This window comes from Brevibacillus sp. YAE8 (genome assembly GCF_057543335.1).
In genome coordinates this window covers 19,319-34,394 of sequence record NZ_BAAIYG010000035.1, presented here as the reverse complement: position 1 = coordinate 34,394, position 15,076 = coordinate 19,319, and the positions used below count along the sequence as shown (strand labels likewise).

Genomic DNA, 15,076 nt, shown 5'->3' with positions numbered 1-15,076 from the left:
AGCATAGACGAAAATTCTGCAGGTCTGCCCATTTTTCCAAAGCCATCACATCACGACATTGAAACCAACCACAGGCCATATAAATCTGTTGTCTTTTTCTCGAAAATGGAATTATGCAAAGTGCTCAGATAAAAAAGGAGGATTGCATGACATTTCAAATCCCCGCTCCTTATTTGTTGAGATAAAAACGAAGTGCTTTGAGATTTGTTTTCCAAAGCAATACATTACTCAATTAAAGTTGGAAAAACTGGTCGAAGATTTGACGGATGATAAAAAACGGTTAGAAAAGCAGATAGAGGATCTTCAGAAAGAATTGGTTGAGTTGAGGGCAAAGTAAACTCAATCGACATCAAAAAAGGGAATTGACTAGATAGTTTGCTAGAGGTAAGCTAATATTATGGCGAAAGGCCGATAGTATTAATGATAAGCCGTAAGGGCGAGCATATGAACCAGTTTGCAGAAAAGGGCAGCTCAAGAAGAGCTGCTCTTTTCTTCGACGTGCTTCCAAAGATGGAAAAGAGCAAGCCATGTACGAAGTGGTGAAGACTGGTCGGCCCACTCAAGACAAAATGCCACTGTCCACGTGGCTTTTTGTCTGTAGGAAGCTACACACGCTCCACCGGAGAAGTCAGGCAAGTCGGGCCGCCCGTGCCTTTGTAGGAGATTTCTTCGCCTTCGTATTCGTACACGGTAGCGCCTGCTTTTTCCAGCCGCTCCTTCGTGACCGGATTGCCCGCCACGACCATGCACACGCGCGGGGCGAGCGCGAGGACGTTGCTGCCGAGGTTTTCGTATTCGCGATCGGGCACTTCGATCAGTTCGATGCCTCTGTCGACGAGCAGTTGGCGGAAAAACACAGGCATCAGCTTGGAGTAGACGACAGCGAGATCGTGGTCGACGAGGCTGATAATCGACATCAGATGCAGGCACTCGGCCGGGCCGCGGTCATATGGCAGCGGTACGACGATGACTTCTTCCGTGAAGTCCTTGACCATCTCCTTAATCTGGGCGATCGCCGCCTGATTGGTGCGGAAGCCAAGCCCGATCGCCAACGTTTTTTCATCCAGCCAGACGAGGTCGCCGCCGTCTGCCTGCGCATCGCCTGTCAGTTGTCCCAGGATCGGGATGTTGTTTGCTTGCAAAAACTCCTTGTACACTTCCGCTTCGCCTTGGCGCAGCTCTTTGCCGGATTTGAGGATGATCGCGCCTTTGGACGTGAACTTTACCGGATCATGGGCGTAGAGGGAGTCGAGCCCGGTTTTGTCCGATTGCGGGAGGTACAGCACGTTGGCTACGTGCTCGCGGAGGATCGCTTCGAATTTTTCGTACTCCTGCAAAGCTTTGTCCCAGTCAGGGCAGTCTGTATAGTGAAAAGTTTTCCAGGATGCGTCGAGATGGGCCTGGCTGATAAACGCTTCGCGGGGATGCTTGATGATGACGGTTTTCAGCTTTTTGACCATGGATTGGCTGCCTTGGAACATGGTTGCCTCCTTTTATTCCACATTGTAGAATATTGTTCATATTTCGAAAATTTATTTTCAGTGTACACATTCTGATTTTGCACTGTCAATCGTTATTCCGGGCTTGCAGCGGCTATCGCAGGAAGTTTTTTGCGATTCACAAAATTACGGCAAATCATTTAAGATGAGGTAGACGAGACATGAGGAAAAAGGGGAAATGACTGTGATTCAATCGTTTGATCGGGCGATGGCGATTGCGACGGCACTTGCGTCGGACGAGCATAGAAAGTGGTGGACCATCAACGATTTGGCGAAAGAATGTCAGCTCCCGGTGAGTACGATCTACCGCTTGTTGTACACGCTGATGAAGCACGGGCTGGTGGAGCAGGATGCAGCTACCAAGCAGTACACACTGGGGATCAAATGGATGGAGTTCGGCCTGCGCGTGCTCGACCGGATTGATTATCGCAAAGTCATCAAGCCGATGATCGAGGAGCTTGCCAGAGAGGTGGAAGAAAGCGTTTACTTCAGCCAGCCGAGCGGCCTGGAGTCGATTGTGATCGATCGCGTGGACAGCCAGCACAACATTCGCATCTACGACCAGCTTGGTTTGCGCATCCCGATGCACATCGGCGCGGCAAACAAGGTTGTTTTGGCGCACATGCCGGCAGAAGAAGCGCGGCAAATCGTGTTGCAGCTCGTCGGCGAGGAGGAGACGCCCGCTTTCATGGAAAAGCTGGCCGAAATCCGCAAATTCGGCTATGCCGTCAGCTTCGCGGAACGGACGGAAAATACGGCTTCGGTCGCGGCACCTGTTTTTGATTACACGCAAAAAGTAATCGGCGCTTTGAGCATCGGCATCGTCACCTTCGATCTGAAAGAAGAGCGGTTGAATTATTTGATCGAGCGCGTGAAGGACGTCGCCCGCAAAACGTCGCAGCGGCTGGGGAGGATGTAGCTTTGCGATGTCTATATGCTGGAAATTTTTCTGCTATATGAAAAATATGGTCGAAAGCTCCTGGCGAGACTGTCAGCCCGAATGATCGGGGGCAGTCTTTTTGGGGTCAGTGACGGTTTGTGCTTTACGGGCAAAGCTTTTCGCATAATTACTGCCAAAACTTTACATAGTAACAGGAGGAAACGGTTGGGGCAGGAGGCGTTTTTGCGTGGAACTGTTCAGTGAGAGCTTGACTGTAGTCGGGCGTGTATTTACGATTTTGCCGCTGCTGTTGATCGTGACGCTGTTCATGGGAAAGCGTTCGATTGGCGAGCTGCCTGTCTTTGATTTCATGATTATCATCACGCTAGGCTCCGTGACAGGGGCCGATATTGCCGAGCCGAATGTCCACCACATTCCCATTGCGGTAGCGATTGTGGCGCTTGGGGTGCTGCAACGCGTCGTGTCCCAGTGGTCGATTGTGTCCAGGCGCTTCGGCAAAATGGTCACGTTTGAGCCAACGGTCGTTTTTTACAACGGAGAGTTTCTCGTCCCTCAACTGAAAAAGATACGCTATTCGCTCGATAACGTACTGCAAATGCTGCGGGAAAAAGACATTTTTGACCTGTCGGAGATTGAGATGGCGATCATCGAGGCCAATGGCCGACTGACTGTCCTGAAAAAATCTGCGCAGCAGCCAGTGACGAGACAAGACCTGCAAATCCGGACTGCCTCGACGGGCCTCTCCCTGCCTGTGATCGTCGAAGGGAAAATATGTAAAGAGGCGCTGAAGTACCGCGAACGGGACGAAGGCTGGCTTTTGCAGGAGCTGAAAAAAAGCGGCGTCGCCATCGAGCAGGTTTTTCTCGCCACATTGAATCGGCAAAACGACTTGCTGTTTTTTGAGAAACATCCGGACAATCCGCAGCGGGTTCCGCCCGTTCAGCATTGAGAGGAAGGCAGACAGCATGCAGCGTACAGGCGCGCCAGGCTATCCCATTCAAGGAAGCCTGTAGTTTGCCGATTTCGTTTATTAAAAAATATTTTATCAATTAAAAATAATTTTAGAGGATAAGTGTGGTTGTCATCTCAATTAGGGAGGAATGACCATGCTTGTTTTTAAGGCGATGGAGCAATGCTCGGTGGCGGAGGCCGTTTTGGCCTACAACAGAGGGTTTTCCGGCTATTTTTTCTACCAGTCCAAAACGCCGGACACGCTTATCTGGAAAATGGGGAAGGAGGAACTTTCGCCTGCGCATTCGCTGGTTGCGTTTGTAAATGGCGAGCCGGCCGGAATCGTGTTGAACGGGATATGGAACAGAGGCGGGCGAAAAATCGGCTGGAACGGAGGGACAGGGGTGGCGCCGAAGCACAGGCGCAGCGGAGTCGGGCAAGCGTTGATCGAAGCGACGTTGCAGATTTACCGCGAGCAGGGCGTGGAGCTTGCGGCGCTGGTCGCCATCTCGAGAACGTGCAGGCGGGCGGCTACGCGCTGTACAGGCGGATTTTTGATGAACAGGGAAGGCAAACGACTGCCTTGCTGTTTCAGTGTGAAGCCAGTCCCGGACGAGCAGACCGGGAGGCGATTGTCGCAAGCGCACTGGCCCATGTGTTTGCTCCGCTGGACCAGGAGCTTCATCGCCTCACCGTCAATTTGCCCGTCGCAAATGAGGCAACCACCCGAATTTTGCAAAGTGCGGGCTTTTCCACGCTGGCCGAGCAGGTTTTCATGACCAGGCCACTCGCCTAGCTGCTACTGCGGCTGATGGTACGGAAACGTAATCGTGAACTTGGTGCCGACCTTCGGCTTGCTCGACACGCTCACAGAACCGCCAAACGTGTGAATGACGTGATAGGAATAAGTCAGGCCGAGTCCGGTCCCGCTCGTTTTGGTAGAAAAATAGATCGTGCCAAGTCGTCTGATCTGGCCCTCGTCCATCCCGATGCCGTTGTCCTTGATGACGAGCAGGGCGTTGTTTTTTTCGATGAACAACGACAGGGAGACTTTCCCTTTGGCCGTCTCCGCGCATGCCTCGATGGCGTTTTTGATAAAGTTGACCAGCACCTGCTTGAACTCGTCGGGATTGGCCATGATCGTGACGGGCTTTTCATAAGCTTGCAGCTCCAACTCGACGTTGTTCATGTTGGCAAACGGCAGCATGACCTCGCGGACGACATGGAGCTGCTCGCATACGTCGATCAGCTCGGTGCGCTCCTTGAGCGGCTTGGACAGCGCCAGGTACTCCGTCAAAATCGCTTCCGTGCGCTGAATCTCGTCCATGCTGATGCGAATGTACTGATCGGTTTTCGCAATGTTTCCCGGGTCTTCCTGGATCAGGCGCAAAAATCCTTTGACGGCCGTGAGCGGGTTTCGCACCTCGTGCGCCAGTGAAGCGGCGACGTGGCTCATCGTCTCGATTTTTTCGTTTTGGGCATGGCGAATGAACAATTCCTTGTCTGATACGCATTTGCTAAATAACGACATCAACAGCCAGATGCCGACAAAATTTTGAACGGGAATCACAAGCACATGATAGGGAAGCTGATGGGATACATAGGTGGGAAAATTGAGATAGGTCAACCCCAAATCTATCAGGGAAAAAAGCGCACCCGTCAAAAGAGTAAACAGTGTTTTCCGATAACTGGCTTTGTAGCGTTGATATATCAGGAGGGAGATTGCAAACGTGGCGGCCATTACGAGCATGGCGACCCAGGTGCCTTCGCCGCCCAGATAAAAGCGGTACAGCGCTGATTCGATCAGCACGATCAAGGCGATTCGTACTCCGCCGTAGATCAGAGCGAAAAAGACGATGACGTGCCTGATGTCGAAAATGATTCCTTCGTTGACGCTCGAAGCGAAGGTCATCGCCAGAAACATGCAGACAGAGCTGGTTACGAGAATAAAGCAACGGCTATAGTTACGCATCCGGTCGCGGTAATAGATGTTGAACAAAACAAACGGTGTCAAGGCAAAAAACATTTGCAAGATTAGTTCTTTTAGTAGACTCATTAGACATCCCCATCGCAAATTTGCATGGCTTTTGCTTCAATCTACAAGGTTTCGACAAGACCTTACATAATTCCTCCAAAATTTGGACATCGAGTTGGGATTATTTTGGAGGACAAAAGCTTCAAAAACCCAGTTGACAGATGGGTAAAACAAGGATTATAGTCTGTATATATTAATACAAACGTTGCGAAAATAAAAACTACTCTTATCCAGAGAAGGCTGAGGGAATGGCCCTATGATGCCCGGCAACCTAGCTGGCAAGATCACCGTCTTGCGAGCCAAGGTGCTAACTCCAACAGGTAGCGATACCTGACAGATAAGAGGCGCGAATCTTGTCGATCAAGCCTCTTTCATCTGTTGAAAGAGGCTTTTCCTATTGGAAGGTCGTCGCCTCCTCAGCTTGAAGCTCAGCAGGAAGAAAGAAAAAGGGGGATTTTTCGATGAAAAAGAAACTGGGTCTTGTCACATCAATCGTACTGGCTGCGTCGCTGGCCTTGACCGCTTGCGGCGGGGGAGCGGACACCCAAAATCAGGCGGGAAGCGGCGCTTCCGGCGGCGAGAAGGCGAAGCGCATTGCCTTGATTATGCGCCAAAACGTCGGCACGTTTTCTGCCCAATACATTAACGGCGTGAAGCAGGAAGTCGAGAAAAACGGCGGCGAGCTGACCGTATTCAACGCAGATACCGATTTGTCGAAAATGGCCTCCAACCTCGACGCAGCGGTGAACCAAAATTTTGACGGCATCCTGATTGACCACGGTACGGCGGAAGCGCTGCAGCAAGGCACGCAAAAAGCGGTCGACAAAAAGATCCCGGTTGTGCTGTTCGACACCGATATCAAGCTGCCGGGCGTCCCTGTCGTCGAGCAAGATGACAACAAGCTGGCCGAGTTGAGCCTGGAAAAGCTGGCTGCCGATACGGGCGGCAAAGGCAACATCGTGAAAATTTGGGTAGCGGGCTTTGCGCCGATGGAAAAGCGCCAGGTAACGTATGAAGCATTCCTGAAAAAATACCCGGATATCAAGGAAATCGCCGCGTTTGGCTCGGCAACGAACAACACCGCGCTGGATACGCAAGCGCAGATGGAAGCGATTTTGAAAAAGTATCCGAACAAAGGCGACATTACAGCCGTATGGGCATCGTGGGATGAATTTGCCAAAGGGGCAACCCGTGCGATCCAGCAAGCAGGACGCACCGAGATCAAGGTGTACGGCATCGACCTGAGCGACGAAGACTTGCAACTGATCCAGGAGCCAAACTCTCCTTGGGTCGCGACAGCAGCGGTAGATCCGTCGAATATCGGACGCATTCACGCGCAGACCGTTTTCCAAAAAATGAAAGGCGAGCAAGTGCCAGACAGCGTGAAGCTGAATCCGGTGCTGGTCAAACAGGAAGACTTGCCAAAGGATAAAAAAGTAACGATGGGCGATCTGTCCCAATACGTACAAGAGTGGGGCAAGTAAGCAAATAGAGGTGGTTGGTTTGGCTATTCCCGTTGCTTTTGTCAACGGGAATCTTGTTTATTTAGGGGGTGCGAAAAGTGTCCAGCTTGCAGATGAAAGGGATTGTGAAGCAGTTTTCCGGCGTGCCTGCGTTGCGCTCCGTCGATTTTGAAGTCAAGGCTGGCGAGGTGCACGCGCTGCTCGGAGCGAACGGAGCGGGAAAAAGCACGCTGATGAAAATTCTTACAGGCGCGTATCAGGCGGATGGCGGCAGCATCGCGATTGACGGCAAGGACGTCTCGATCCAATCGCCGCAGGATGCGAAAGCGTTGGGCATCCAGTGCGTCTACCAGGAAGTCGATACGGCGCTGATCCCGTATTTGAGCGTGACGGAAAACATTTTGCTCGACCAGATCGTGTCCAAAAGCAGCAAGGGACTCATGAACTGGCAAGGGCTGCACAAGGAAGCGGAGAGCATTTTGCAAAGCTTCGGCTTTTCCATCCCTGTGCGCATGCTCGTCGAGGAATGTACGCTGTCCGAAAAGCAACTGATCTTGATTGCCCGCGCGACCGTGCAAAAAGCGAAGTACGTCATTTTTGACGAACCGACAGCCCCGTTGAGCACGAAGGAGAGCGAGCGGCTGTTTCTCATTATCGACCAGTTGAAAAAAGCAGGCGTCGGGATCATCTACATTTCCCATCGGCTGCCGGAAATTTTCGAAATCTGCGACCGGATCACGGTCATGCGCGACGGTCAACTGATTGCCACGAGCGAGACGGCCGCTACTACGATGGATGAAGTCATCGGGAACATGCTGGGCAAAAGCTTCGAGGAAGAGTTCCCGAAGGTGGAGCTGCCGATTGGCGAAGTGATCCTGGAAGCGGCCGGAGTGGCTGGCGGCAAGGTGCGCGGTGCGGATGTGAGCGTTCGCGAGGGCGAGATCGTAGGCGTCGTAGGACTTGTCGGGGCAGGGAAGACGGAGCTGGCCCGGCTGCTGTTCGGAGCGGATGCGGCCGAGGCTGGCGAGATCAGGCTGAAAGGCAAGGCGGTACGCCTGCGCTCGCCAAAGGAAGCCGTGGATGCAGGGATCGTCCTCGTCCCGGAGGAGCGGCGAAAAGAAGGCATTTTTGTTGAGGAATCCGTAAAAAACAACTTGTCTGTCTCGACTTTGTGGAAATGGTCGCGCCTCGGGTTTGTCCGCAGGGGAGTCGAGGCGGGGCAAGCGCGGGAGCTGGTGCAGCGGCTGGGTGTGAAGACAGCGGACATCGGCCAGCTCGTCGGCCACCTCAGCGGGGGGAACCAGCAAAAGGTCGCAATCGGCAAATGGCTCGATACGGATGCGCAAATTTTCATGTTTGACGAACCGACCAAAGGCGTGGACATCGGCGCGAAAAGCGATATTTACCGCCTGATCGGAAAGCTGGCGGAGCAGCGCAAGGGCGTTTTGTACTTTTCCTGCGAGTTTGCGGAGGTGCTGGGCATCGCGGACCGGATTCTGGTCATGTTCGAAGGGAAAATCGTCCGGGAGCTGAGCCGGGCGGAAGCGACGCAGGAGCGGATTATGTATTATGCAAGCGGAGGTGAGTAACGTGGAAGGTAAAAAATTCAGCCTGTTTGATTTTATTTACAAATACGGAACGGTTGCGGTTATTGTTATCGTTATGCTGTTATTCAGTTTGACCAACCCGTATTTTTTTACGTATGACAACATTACGGACATTTTGCGCTCGATCTCGATCGTGACGTTTGTCGCCATCGGCGTTACGTTTTCCTTGATTGTCGGGGGCTTTGACCTGTCTGTCGGTTCGACGGTGTCGCTGACTACCGTCGTCTCGGCCTCGATGATGGTCTGGTACGAGCAGGGCGTGTTCGCCACACTGGTCGTTCCGATTGCGCTCAGCCTGATCGTCGGGCTGGTCAACGCGTTTCTGGTCGTCAAAATCAGGATTCCCGACCTGCTGGCGACGCTCGCGATGCTCTACATCGTCAACGGGCTGCACATGACGTATTCCAAAGGCTACTCGATCTACGCCAACATGCCGATGGAAGACGGTTCGATGGCTCCGGGGAAATTCCAGGAGTGGTTTTTGTGGCTTGGCCAAGGCAAAATTTTCTCGCTGCCTGTGCCAGTTATCCTGACCTTTTTGCTGGTCGCGGTCACGCACATCTACCTGACCTACACCAGACAAGGACGGATGCTGTACATGACGGGCGGCAATCTGGAAGCCGCGCGCTTGTCAGGCATTCCGGTCAATCGCTACCGCACGCTCGCCTACGTGTTATCCGCGCTGTTTGCCGGCTTGGGCGGGATGCTCTTGGCGGCGCGGATCGGGACAGGCCAGGTGAGCAGCGGCGGCTCGATGCTGATGGATGCAGTGGCAGCGGCGTTTGTCGGCTTCTCTGTATTCGGCGCGGGCAAGCCGAATGTGTTCGGGACGTTCGTCGGCGCAATCCTGATCGGGGTGCTGCTCAACGGCATGACGATGCTCAACCTGCCGTACTACGCCTACGATATTATCAAAGGGACGGTATTGGCGCTGGCGTTGGCTGTGACGTATTACCAGCTTCGGCGGAAAAGAAAAACGTAGAGGTGTTTGCGTTCGCGCGTGCAAGGCAGGTCGTCAGGGAGAAGCTGGCGGCCTGTTTTTGTTGGGCAGAAGAAGAGTGGGTACGATTCTTATCAGTGTACGTGCAGCATGGCGAGGCTGCGAAGGCGGGGAAAGCAAGAGTTGTGCCTTTTTGGGACGGAGGTTTTTTTTTTCGATTGCTTGGCGACTTGGTGCAGTCAAGGTAGTTTAGGTTAGTTTAGGCGAGAATGTGGTTTTTATTGCGAGCCGTGGGATCAAGGCGGACTGGCTGCTTGGAAAACGGTTGATCGTCGCGGTAGTGGTGAGAGGAAACAGGAGAAAGCGCTACAGGTACTTGGGCCTCTAGCGGGGGAGCGGAGGCTGGGTAGGAGTCCCAAAGACCTTCGCTGCTTTCTCCTGTTTCCTCTACGAGCTGTTTCTGTCGTTCGGGGGTGATTTTGGGTTGTAGATCAGGAAGCAAAGTGCTTAAGACAAGGAAGCGGTTTTTCTAAAAGCATGCATGTTGTATCGTCAGGGAGGCTAGCATTAATAGCTCTCAAGAAAGACGACAATCCCACCGCAAGCTTTCTTTTTTGTAGTGTCTTTTTCCCTCTCCGACCATCCCCCATAGCCCCTGACGAGGAAAGAGACGAAATCCGCGAAAGCTCTTTGGGCTCCCAACCGAGGCTCCGGGGAAAAAGCGAAACACGTTTTTAGCGTCCAACTCTGAGAGGCTACTTGAATCAACCACTTTTGGACGCGGTTTCGCTTTTTCCCCGGAGCCGGGCAGTGATACCCCCAGCAGGGAGCCCAAGAAGTTACAGCGATTTCGTCTCTTTTCTCGCCACACCAAAAGCGCCGATAAAGGAGCTTTAAAAATCCAACCAACCCCACAGCATCATGTTCGGCTCATCACGCCACTACACTGCAAACAATTTTTTATAGTTCCAATCCTTTTTGTAACAGATAAGAATGGATAAGACTCTTATCAAAGCATAAGTGCAGCAACATAACGAGACTTCGAACGAAACGATAGAGCAAGACTGATGCCCGCTAGGTACGTGAAGGCTTCGCCATTGGCTCGGCGCAGCCAAGTTTTCTCATGCAAGAAAATGGTAATAGTTTCACACAGAACATCCCTCCGCTATAATACCTCTGGGGGGATATAAGTGATTCATTATAAGACGTACATACGCGGTGAGGGTTATGAATGGGTGACCTTCGTCCACGGCGCGGGCGGCAGCTCATCCATCTGGTATAAACAGATCAAAGCTTACAAAGAACATTTTAATATTCTCCTCGTCGATTTGCGCGGTCATGGCAGGTCGAAGCAGCATCTGGGGAAGCGGCGGCCGAAATACACGTTCGAGGACGTGAGCCGCGACATTATCGAGGTGATGAAGCACGAGAACATCGCTTCCAGCCATTTTGTCGCGGTTTCGCTCGGGACGATCATCGTGCAGATCATAGCAGAGCTGGAGCCGCACAAAATACGCTCGATGGTTTTGGCGGGAGCCGTGACCCGGCTGAATTTGCGTTCGCAGGTGCTGATTGCGCTCGGCAATCTCGTCAAGCACATCGTGCCGTACATGTGGCTGTACAAACTGTTTGCCTGGGTCATCATGCCGCGGGCGCGCCATCGCGAATCCCGGTCGTTATTTGTCAGAGAAGCGCAAAAGCTTTGTCAAAAAGAGTTCAAGCGCTGGTTTTCGCTGACGCACGGCATCAATGCGTTTTTATGCAGCCTGCTGGCGAAGGAGCCTCCGATTCCGGCCCTGTTTGTGATGGGCGACGAAGACTACATGTTTTTGCCCGCGGTTCAAGCGTGTGTGAGTCAGAGACAGTATGCGCAGTTGCGCCTTTTGATGAACTGCGGCCACGTGGTCAATGTCGATCAGCCGGAAGAGTTTAACCGGATTTCGATCGGATTTATCCGCGAGCAGACGGGGGATGGACGGTACGAGGTAAGCCCCGCTTAGCTTGTGCGTTTGGCTGCCAGGCTTTGCGTTTGCGATTTGAACAGAAATGTGTTCTAATAAATGGAGCGGGTTTGGATTTGGTTTTGGCATACATTTTCAGCGAAGGAGGACACGGCATGTCGATTCAAAATGAACACGACTTGCTCGCTTTGCAGCGGATCGGGAGAATTGTGGCAGAAGCTAGAGAAGCGATGCTGAAGGCCGTCCGGGCGGGCATCACGACAAAAGAGCTGGATCGTATCGGCGGCGATATTTTGGCGAAGTACGGTGCGCGCTCGGCTCCACAGGTGACGTACGACTTCCCCGGGCAGACGTGCATCAGCGTGAATCACGTTGTGGCGCACGGGATTCCCGACGGAACCGTGTTGAAGGAAGGCGATGTCGTCAACGTCGACGTCTCCGCAGAGCTGGACGGTTATTTTGCCGATACAGGCGCTTCGGTTGTCGTGGGACAGGGAGAGCCTGTGAAGCAGGCGCTGTGCAAATGCGCAGAGGAATCGCTGTACAAGGCGCTGGATTCGGCCAAGGCTGGCTCCAAGTTGAGCCAGATCGGGCGCATCGTCCACAATGAAGCGAAGGCAAAAGGATTTACGGTCGTCAAAAATCTCACAGGCCACGGCATCGGCAAAAGCTTGCACGAGGAGCCGGCGCACGTCCTGAACTACTACGACAAATGGGACAAACGGCTGCTTACGGACGGGCTGGTGCTCGCTGTCGAAACGTTTATTTCCACTGGAACGGAGTATGTGAAGGATGGGGCAGACGGCTGGGCTTGGGTGACGCCGGACAGAAGCTACGTCGCCCAGTACGAGCACACCGTCGTCATAACGCGCGGCAAGCCGATTATTTTGACGGCTTAATCTTTTTTTTCGCGTTTTTGCGCGCGGTGTTTTTGCGATCGTGAAAAAAGAGAGAGGCCCTATTGCGCTGATAGGGTCTTTTTGTTGTGCGAGAAAAGTTGCGAGAATGGGCAAGAATAACTTGCAGAACAGCCAAAGATTGTATATCCTCTATATAAGAATATATGTTCGTATTTACGGGAGGTCTTTTCCGATGAATCGATGTGGCTGGGTGAATCAGGACCCGTTGTATTTGGATTATCACGACCGGGAGTGGGGCGTGCCTGTCTACGATGACCGGCTGCTCTTTGAATATTTGAATCTGGAGGGCGCGCAGGCGGGGCTGAGCTGGTACACGATCCTGAAAAAGCGGGAGAACTACCGCCGGGCTTTTGACAACTTTGAAGCGGAAAAGATCGTGCAGTACGACGAGGAAAAGATCGAACAACTTTTGCAGGATGAGGGCATCGTGCGGAACAAGCTGAAAATCAGAGGCGTCGTCAAAAACGCTCACGCCTATCTCAAAGTCGTGGAGGAGTTCGGCTCCTTTTCCAGCTACATCTGGTCGTTCGTCGGCGGCAAGCCGATCCACAACCACTTTCAGGAGCTTAGGGACGTACCTGCCTCCACCGAAATCAGCGACAAGATGAGCAAGGATTTGAAAAAGCGCGGCTTCACGTTTGTCGGTTCGACGATCTGCTACGCGTTCATGCAGGCAGTAGGCATGGTGAACGACCACGTGGCGACGTGCGATCTGTATCAAAAAGACTAATCAGGCTGGAACAGGGAGAGAGGGGGAAGCGACATGAACGCGAACGATCTGCTGATTCTGAATTTCGAGGAAGTCAGACGCCGAAGCATCAAAGTATGGCGGGCGATTCCAGACGACAGGCTGAACTGGAAGCCCGACGACAAAGCGTTTACCTGCGCACAAATGATTCGGCATGTCATCGAGGGCGAATTTTTGTATCACCAGATTTTGATTCAGCGAGGCAGCGCCGCTCTGTCTGCTCTCCCGAATCCGTATGAAACCAAGCCGTTCACGACCGTCGAGGAAGATTTGGCGTTTGCGCAGCCGTACCGGGAACAGTTTCTCGCCTTTGTCAAAGGGCTGGACAAAAGCGACCTGGAGAGCATTCGCATCGACCGCTCCGATGTCGGGTACGTCAGAACACTAGGGGACATGCTGCTGCGGATCGCCTATCACGAGTCCGTCCATACGGGCCAGCTTCTCGATTATATGAGAACGATGGGTGTCAAGCGGCCGAACATTTGGGACTGATCTGATGAACGCCCACGAGGAAATTCGATAAGAGCCAAGAGCCAGGACCTTTGCCAGATTGGGGAGGGGCTGGCTTTTGGTGTTTTTTGGTAAGGGGGGTGTTCTCGCTTTTGCCCAAACTTTCGCCCAGCCTCTCGCGCAAGTCTGTGCCCAGCCCTTAGCCTCGGCCTTGTTCGGCTTCTTGTCTAAACTTCTTGTAGCTTCTCGTCCAAACATTGTCCAGCCCTTAGCCCCGACTTTTTCAGCTTCTCGTCTCGGCCCTGGCCGAGCATCTTGCCGAGGCTTTCGCCGAGCATCTTGTCGAGGCCCCCACTGAGCATCTTGCCGAGGCTCTGGCCGAGCATCTTGTCGAGGCCCCCACTGAGCATCTTGCCGAGGCTCTGGCCGAGCATCTTGCCTCGGCCTTCACGGAGCATCTTGTCGAGGCCCCCACCGAGCATCTTGCCGAGGCCTTCACCGAGCATCTTGCCGAGGTCCTCACCGAGCATTCTTGCCTCGGCCCTCACCGAGCTACTTGCCCCGGCCTTCGCCCAAGCCCTTCCCTAGCCTTACGCCCACCCTCACGCCTTAGCCCCAACCTTCCTATCGACTGTTAGAAGTACATTTCAAGAAATCCGTCAACCGACAGCAGATGGAAATGTTCTGGAGTATGAGAACGGTGTACTTTTTAGGCAGCAAGGCGAATTGTAATGAAATTGTCGGGTCTACCCACAAGCGCGATTCTGTTCAGGCAGATCGCGCTTTTTTGTACAGTTAAAAATGGAGAAGGTTCCCTGTCCAGCACAGGCGCAGAGCCGATACTCTGCCAATAGCTTGGCAACTACGTTTTCTAATCAAGAAAATGTACATTTTTGTTCGGCAAAATTAGCTGGAAAAAATGATTGGAAATAACTTGAACTTTCGAGTTTTGTATGAGATACTTGTACTACAAAACAGAACAAACGTTCCTATCAATCCTGCTGGGGAAGCGAAGCAGTCCTGATTTAAACACGGAACCAGAGAAGGAGTGAGTATATGCAAAAGCAACCAGCCCGGTTTACAGGCCGCCGCGAAAACGAATCGTCTGGCAGCGTTCTGCCAAAGGCGCAGCGAGGGAGACGCCAGGCGGTACTCACTGTCCTCGGCTTTTTGCTCCCCGCCAAGGAGAGTCTCGCCTTTTATGGCAGAAGAGCTGGGGCGGCAAGCATTCGAGTCAAGAAAGCAGTGATGCCGAAAGAAACTCAGCATGGAGCGAGCGGCCGATGATGTCGATGGACTATGTACAGGTGCTCGCTGCTGTTGTCTGTTTTCTCGTCTTGGTCGTCGCCTTCAAGCACGTCGACCTGCAAATTCGCATCAACAACATTTTGGATCTGCAACTGAAGGCGAACAAGGAAAAAGAAAAAGAGGCAGAGTCGATCGAGAAAAAAAGCGATCCGCCTGCCACTGACGAAAAGCCGTGCGAATAAGAGAAAAAATGGGGGAAGGGGATTTTCTCGCAAATGATAAACGCAGCATTGATTGGAGCCGCTGCCCTGTTGATTGGCGTTATCATCGGGCAGATCATTTTATCGGAAAAA

General features: G+C 52.7%; 15 protein-coding genes and 1 riboswitch. Of the genes, 12 read left to right on the top strand and 3 right to left on the bottom strand.

Annotated features, from left to right (window positions below):
* Positions 1-605: 605 nt before the first annotated feature.
* On the bottom strand, positions 606-1,481 hold the full coding sequence (locus tag AC27IT_RS25065) for a dimethylarginine dimethylaminohydrolase family protein (RefSeq protein ID WP_005834529.1): 876 nt from the start codon (positions 1,479-1,481) through the stop codon (positions 606-608).
* 202 nt (positions 1,482-1,683) lie between these two features.
* On the opposite strand from AC27IT_RS25065, the gene AC27IT_RS25060 reads away from it, so the two are divergent.
* From AC27IT_RS25060 to AC27IT_RS25050, 3 genes are all read left to right on the top strand, one after another.
* Positions 1,684-2,418: an IclR family transcriptional regulator gene (locus AC27IT_RS25060; protein WP_327953804.1), complete on the top strand. Its 735-nt coding sequence runs from the start codon at positions 1,684-1,686 to the stop codon at positions 2,416-2,418.
* 208 nt (positions 2,419-2,626) lie between these two features.
* Positions 2,627-3,349, top strand: a complete 723-nt coding sequence (locus tag AC27IT_RS25055; protein WP_221842915.1) for a DUF421 domain-containing protein — start codon at positions 2,627-2,629, stop codon at positions 3,347-3,349.
* Between the two features lie 157 nt (positions 3,350-3,506).
* Positions 3,507-4,130 (top strand): GNAT family N-acetyltransferase, encoded by a 624-nt coding sequence (locus tag AC27IT_RS25050; protein ID WP_005834535.1) that lies wholly within the window; start codon positions 3,507-3,509, stop codon positions 4,128-4,130.
* Positions 4,131-4,150: 20 nt separating this feature from the next.
* Here the strand turns inward: AC27IT_RS25050 and AC27IT_RS25045 are convergent, their stop codons facing one another.
* Positions 4,151-5,407 carry an ATP-binding protein gene (locus tag AC27IT_RS25045; protein WP_025844706.1) on the bottom strand — a complete coding sequence of 419 codons (1,257 nt, stop codon included), beginning with the start codon at positions 5,405-5,407 and terminating at the stop codon, positions 4,151-4,153.
* Positions 5,408-5,609: 202 nt separating this feature from the next.
* Positions 5,610-5,730, top strand: a riboswitch (SAM riboswitch).
* A gap of 117 nt (positions 5,731-5,847) precedes the next feature.
* Between AC27IT_RS25045 and AC27IT_RS25040 the strand changes: the two genes are divergently transcribed.
* From AC27IT_RS25040 to AC27IT_RS25010, 7 genes are all read left to right on the top strand, one after another.
* Positions 5,848-6,870: a sugar ABC transporter substrate-binding protein gene (locus AC27IT_RS25040; protein WP_007785993.1), complete on the top strand. Its 1,023-nt coding sequence runs from the start codon at positions 5,848-5,850 to the stop codon at positions 6,868-6,870.
* Between the two features lie 77 nt (positions 6,871-6,947).
* Positions 6,948-8,438 carry a sugar ABC transporter ATP-binding protein gene (locus AC27IT_RS25035; RefSeq protein WP_007785995.1) on the top strand — a complete coding sequence of 497 codons (1,491 nt, stop codon included), beginning with the start codon at positions 6,948-6,950 and terminating at the stop codon, positions 8,436-8,438.
* 1 nt (position 8,439) lies between these two features.
* A complete protein-coding gene (locus AC27IT_RS25030; protein WP_283858304.1) occupies positions 8,440-9,438 on the top strand; it encodes an ABC transporter permease in 999 nt (332 codons plus the stop codon).
* A 1,148-nt stretch (positions 9,439-10,586) separates the two neighbouring features.
* Positions 10,587-11,396 (top strand): alpha/beta fold hydrolase, encoded by an 810-nt coding sequence (locus tag AC27IT_RS25025; protein WP_007785999.1) that lies wholly within the window; start codon positions 10,587-10,589, stop codon positions 11,394-11,396.
* 116 nt (positions 11,397-11,512) lie between these two features.
* Positions 11,513-12,256 carry a type I methionyl aminopeptidase gene (gene map / locus AC27IT_RS25020; protein ID WP_025844712.1) on the top strand — a complete coding sequence of 248 codons (744 nt, stop codon included), beginning with the start codon at positions 11,513-11,515 and terminating at the stop codon, positions 12,254-12,256.
* 193 nt (positions 12,257-12,449) lie between these two features.
* Positions 12,450-13,007 carry a DNA-3-methyladenine glycosylase I gene (locus AC27IT_RS25015; RefSeq protein ID WP_005834549.1) on the top strand — a complete coding sequence of 186 codons (558 nt, stop codon included), beginning with the start codon at positions 12,450-12,452 and terminating at the stop codon, positions 13,005-13,007.
* Between the two features lie 33 nt (positions 13,008-13,040).
* Positions 13,041-13,517 carry a DinB family protein gene (locus AC27IT_RS25010; RefSeq protein WP_005834550.1) on the top strand — a complete coding sequence of 159 codons (477 nt, stop codon included), beginning with the start codon at positions 13,041-13,043 and terminating at the stop codon, positions 13,515-13,517.
* Positions 13,518-13,702: 185 nt separating this feature from the next.
* On the opposite strand, the gene AC27IT_RS25005 is transcribed toward AC27IT_RS25010, so the two are convergent.
* Positions 13,703-14,005, bottom strand: coding sequence for a hypothetical protein (locus tag AC27IT_RS25005; protein ID WP_327944302.1), 303 nt, complete (start codon positions 14,003-14,005; stop codon positions 13,703-13,705).
* 526 nt (positions 14,006-14,531) lie between these two features.
* Between AC27IT_RS25005 and AC27IT_RS25000 the strand changes: the two genes are divergently transcribed.
* Both AC27IT_RS25000 and AC27IT_RS24995 read left to right on the top strand, forming a co-directional pair.
* Positions 14,532-14,762: a hypothetical protein gene (locus AC27IT_RS25000; RefSeq protein ID WP_025844717.1), complete on the top strand. Its 231-nt coding sequence runs from the start codon at positions 14,532-14,534 to the stop codon at positions 14,760-14,762.
* The gene (locus AC27IT_RS24995; protein WP_005834554.1) at positions 14,759-14,965 is read left to right on the top strand and encodes a hypothetical protein; all 207 of its coding nucleotides are present in this window, start codon (positions 14,759-14,761) and stop codon (positions 14,963-14,965) included. The genes AC27IT_RS25000 and AC27IT_RS24995 overlap by 4 nt, the downstream gene beginning before the upstream one ends.
* The last annotated feature ends 111 nt before the right edge of the window (positions 14,966-15,076 follow it).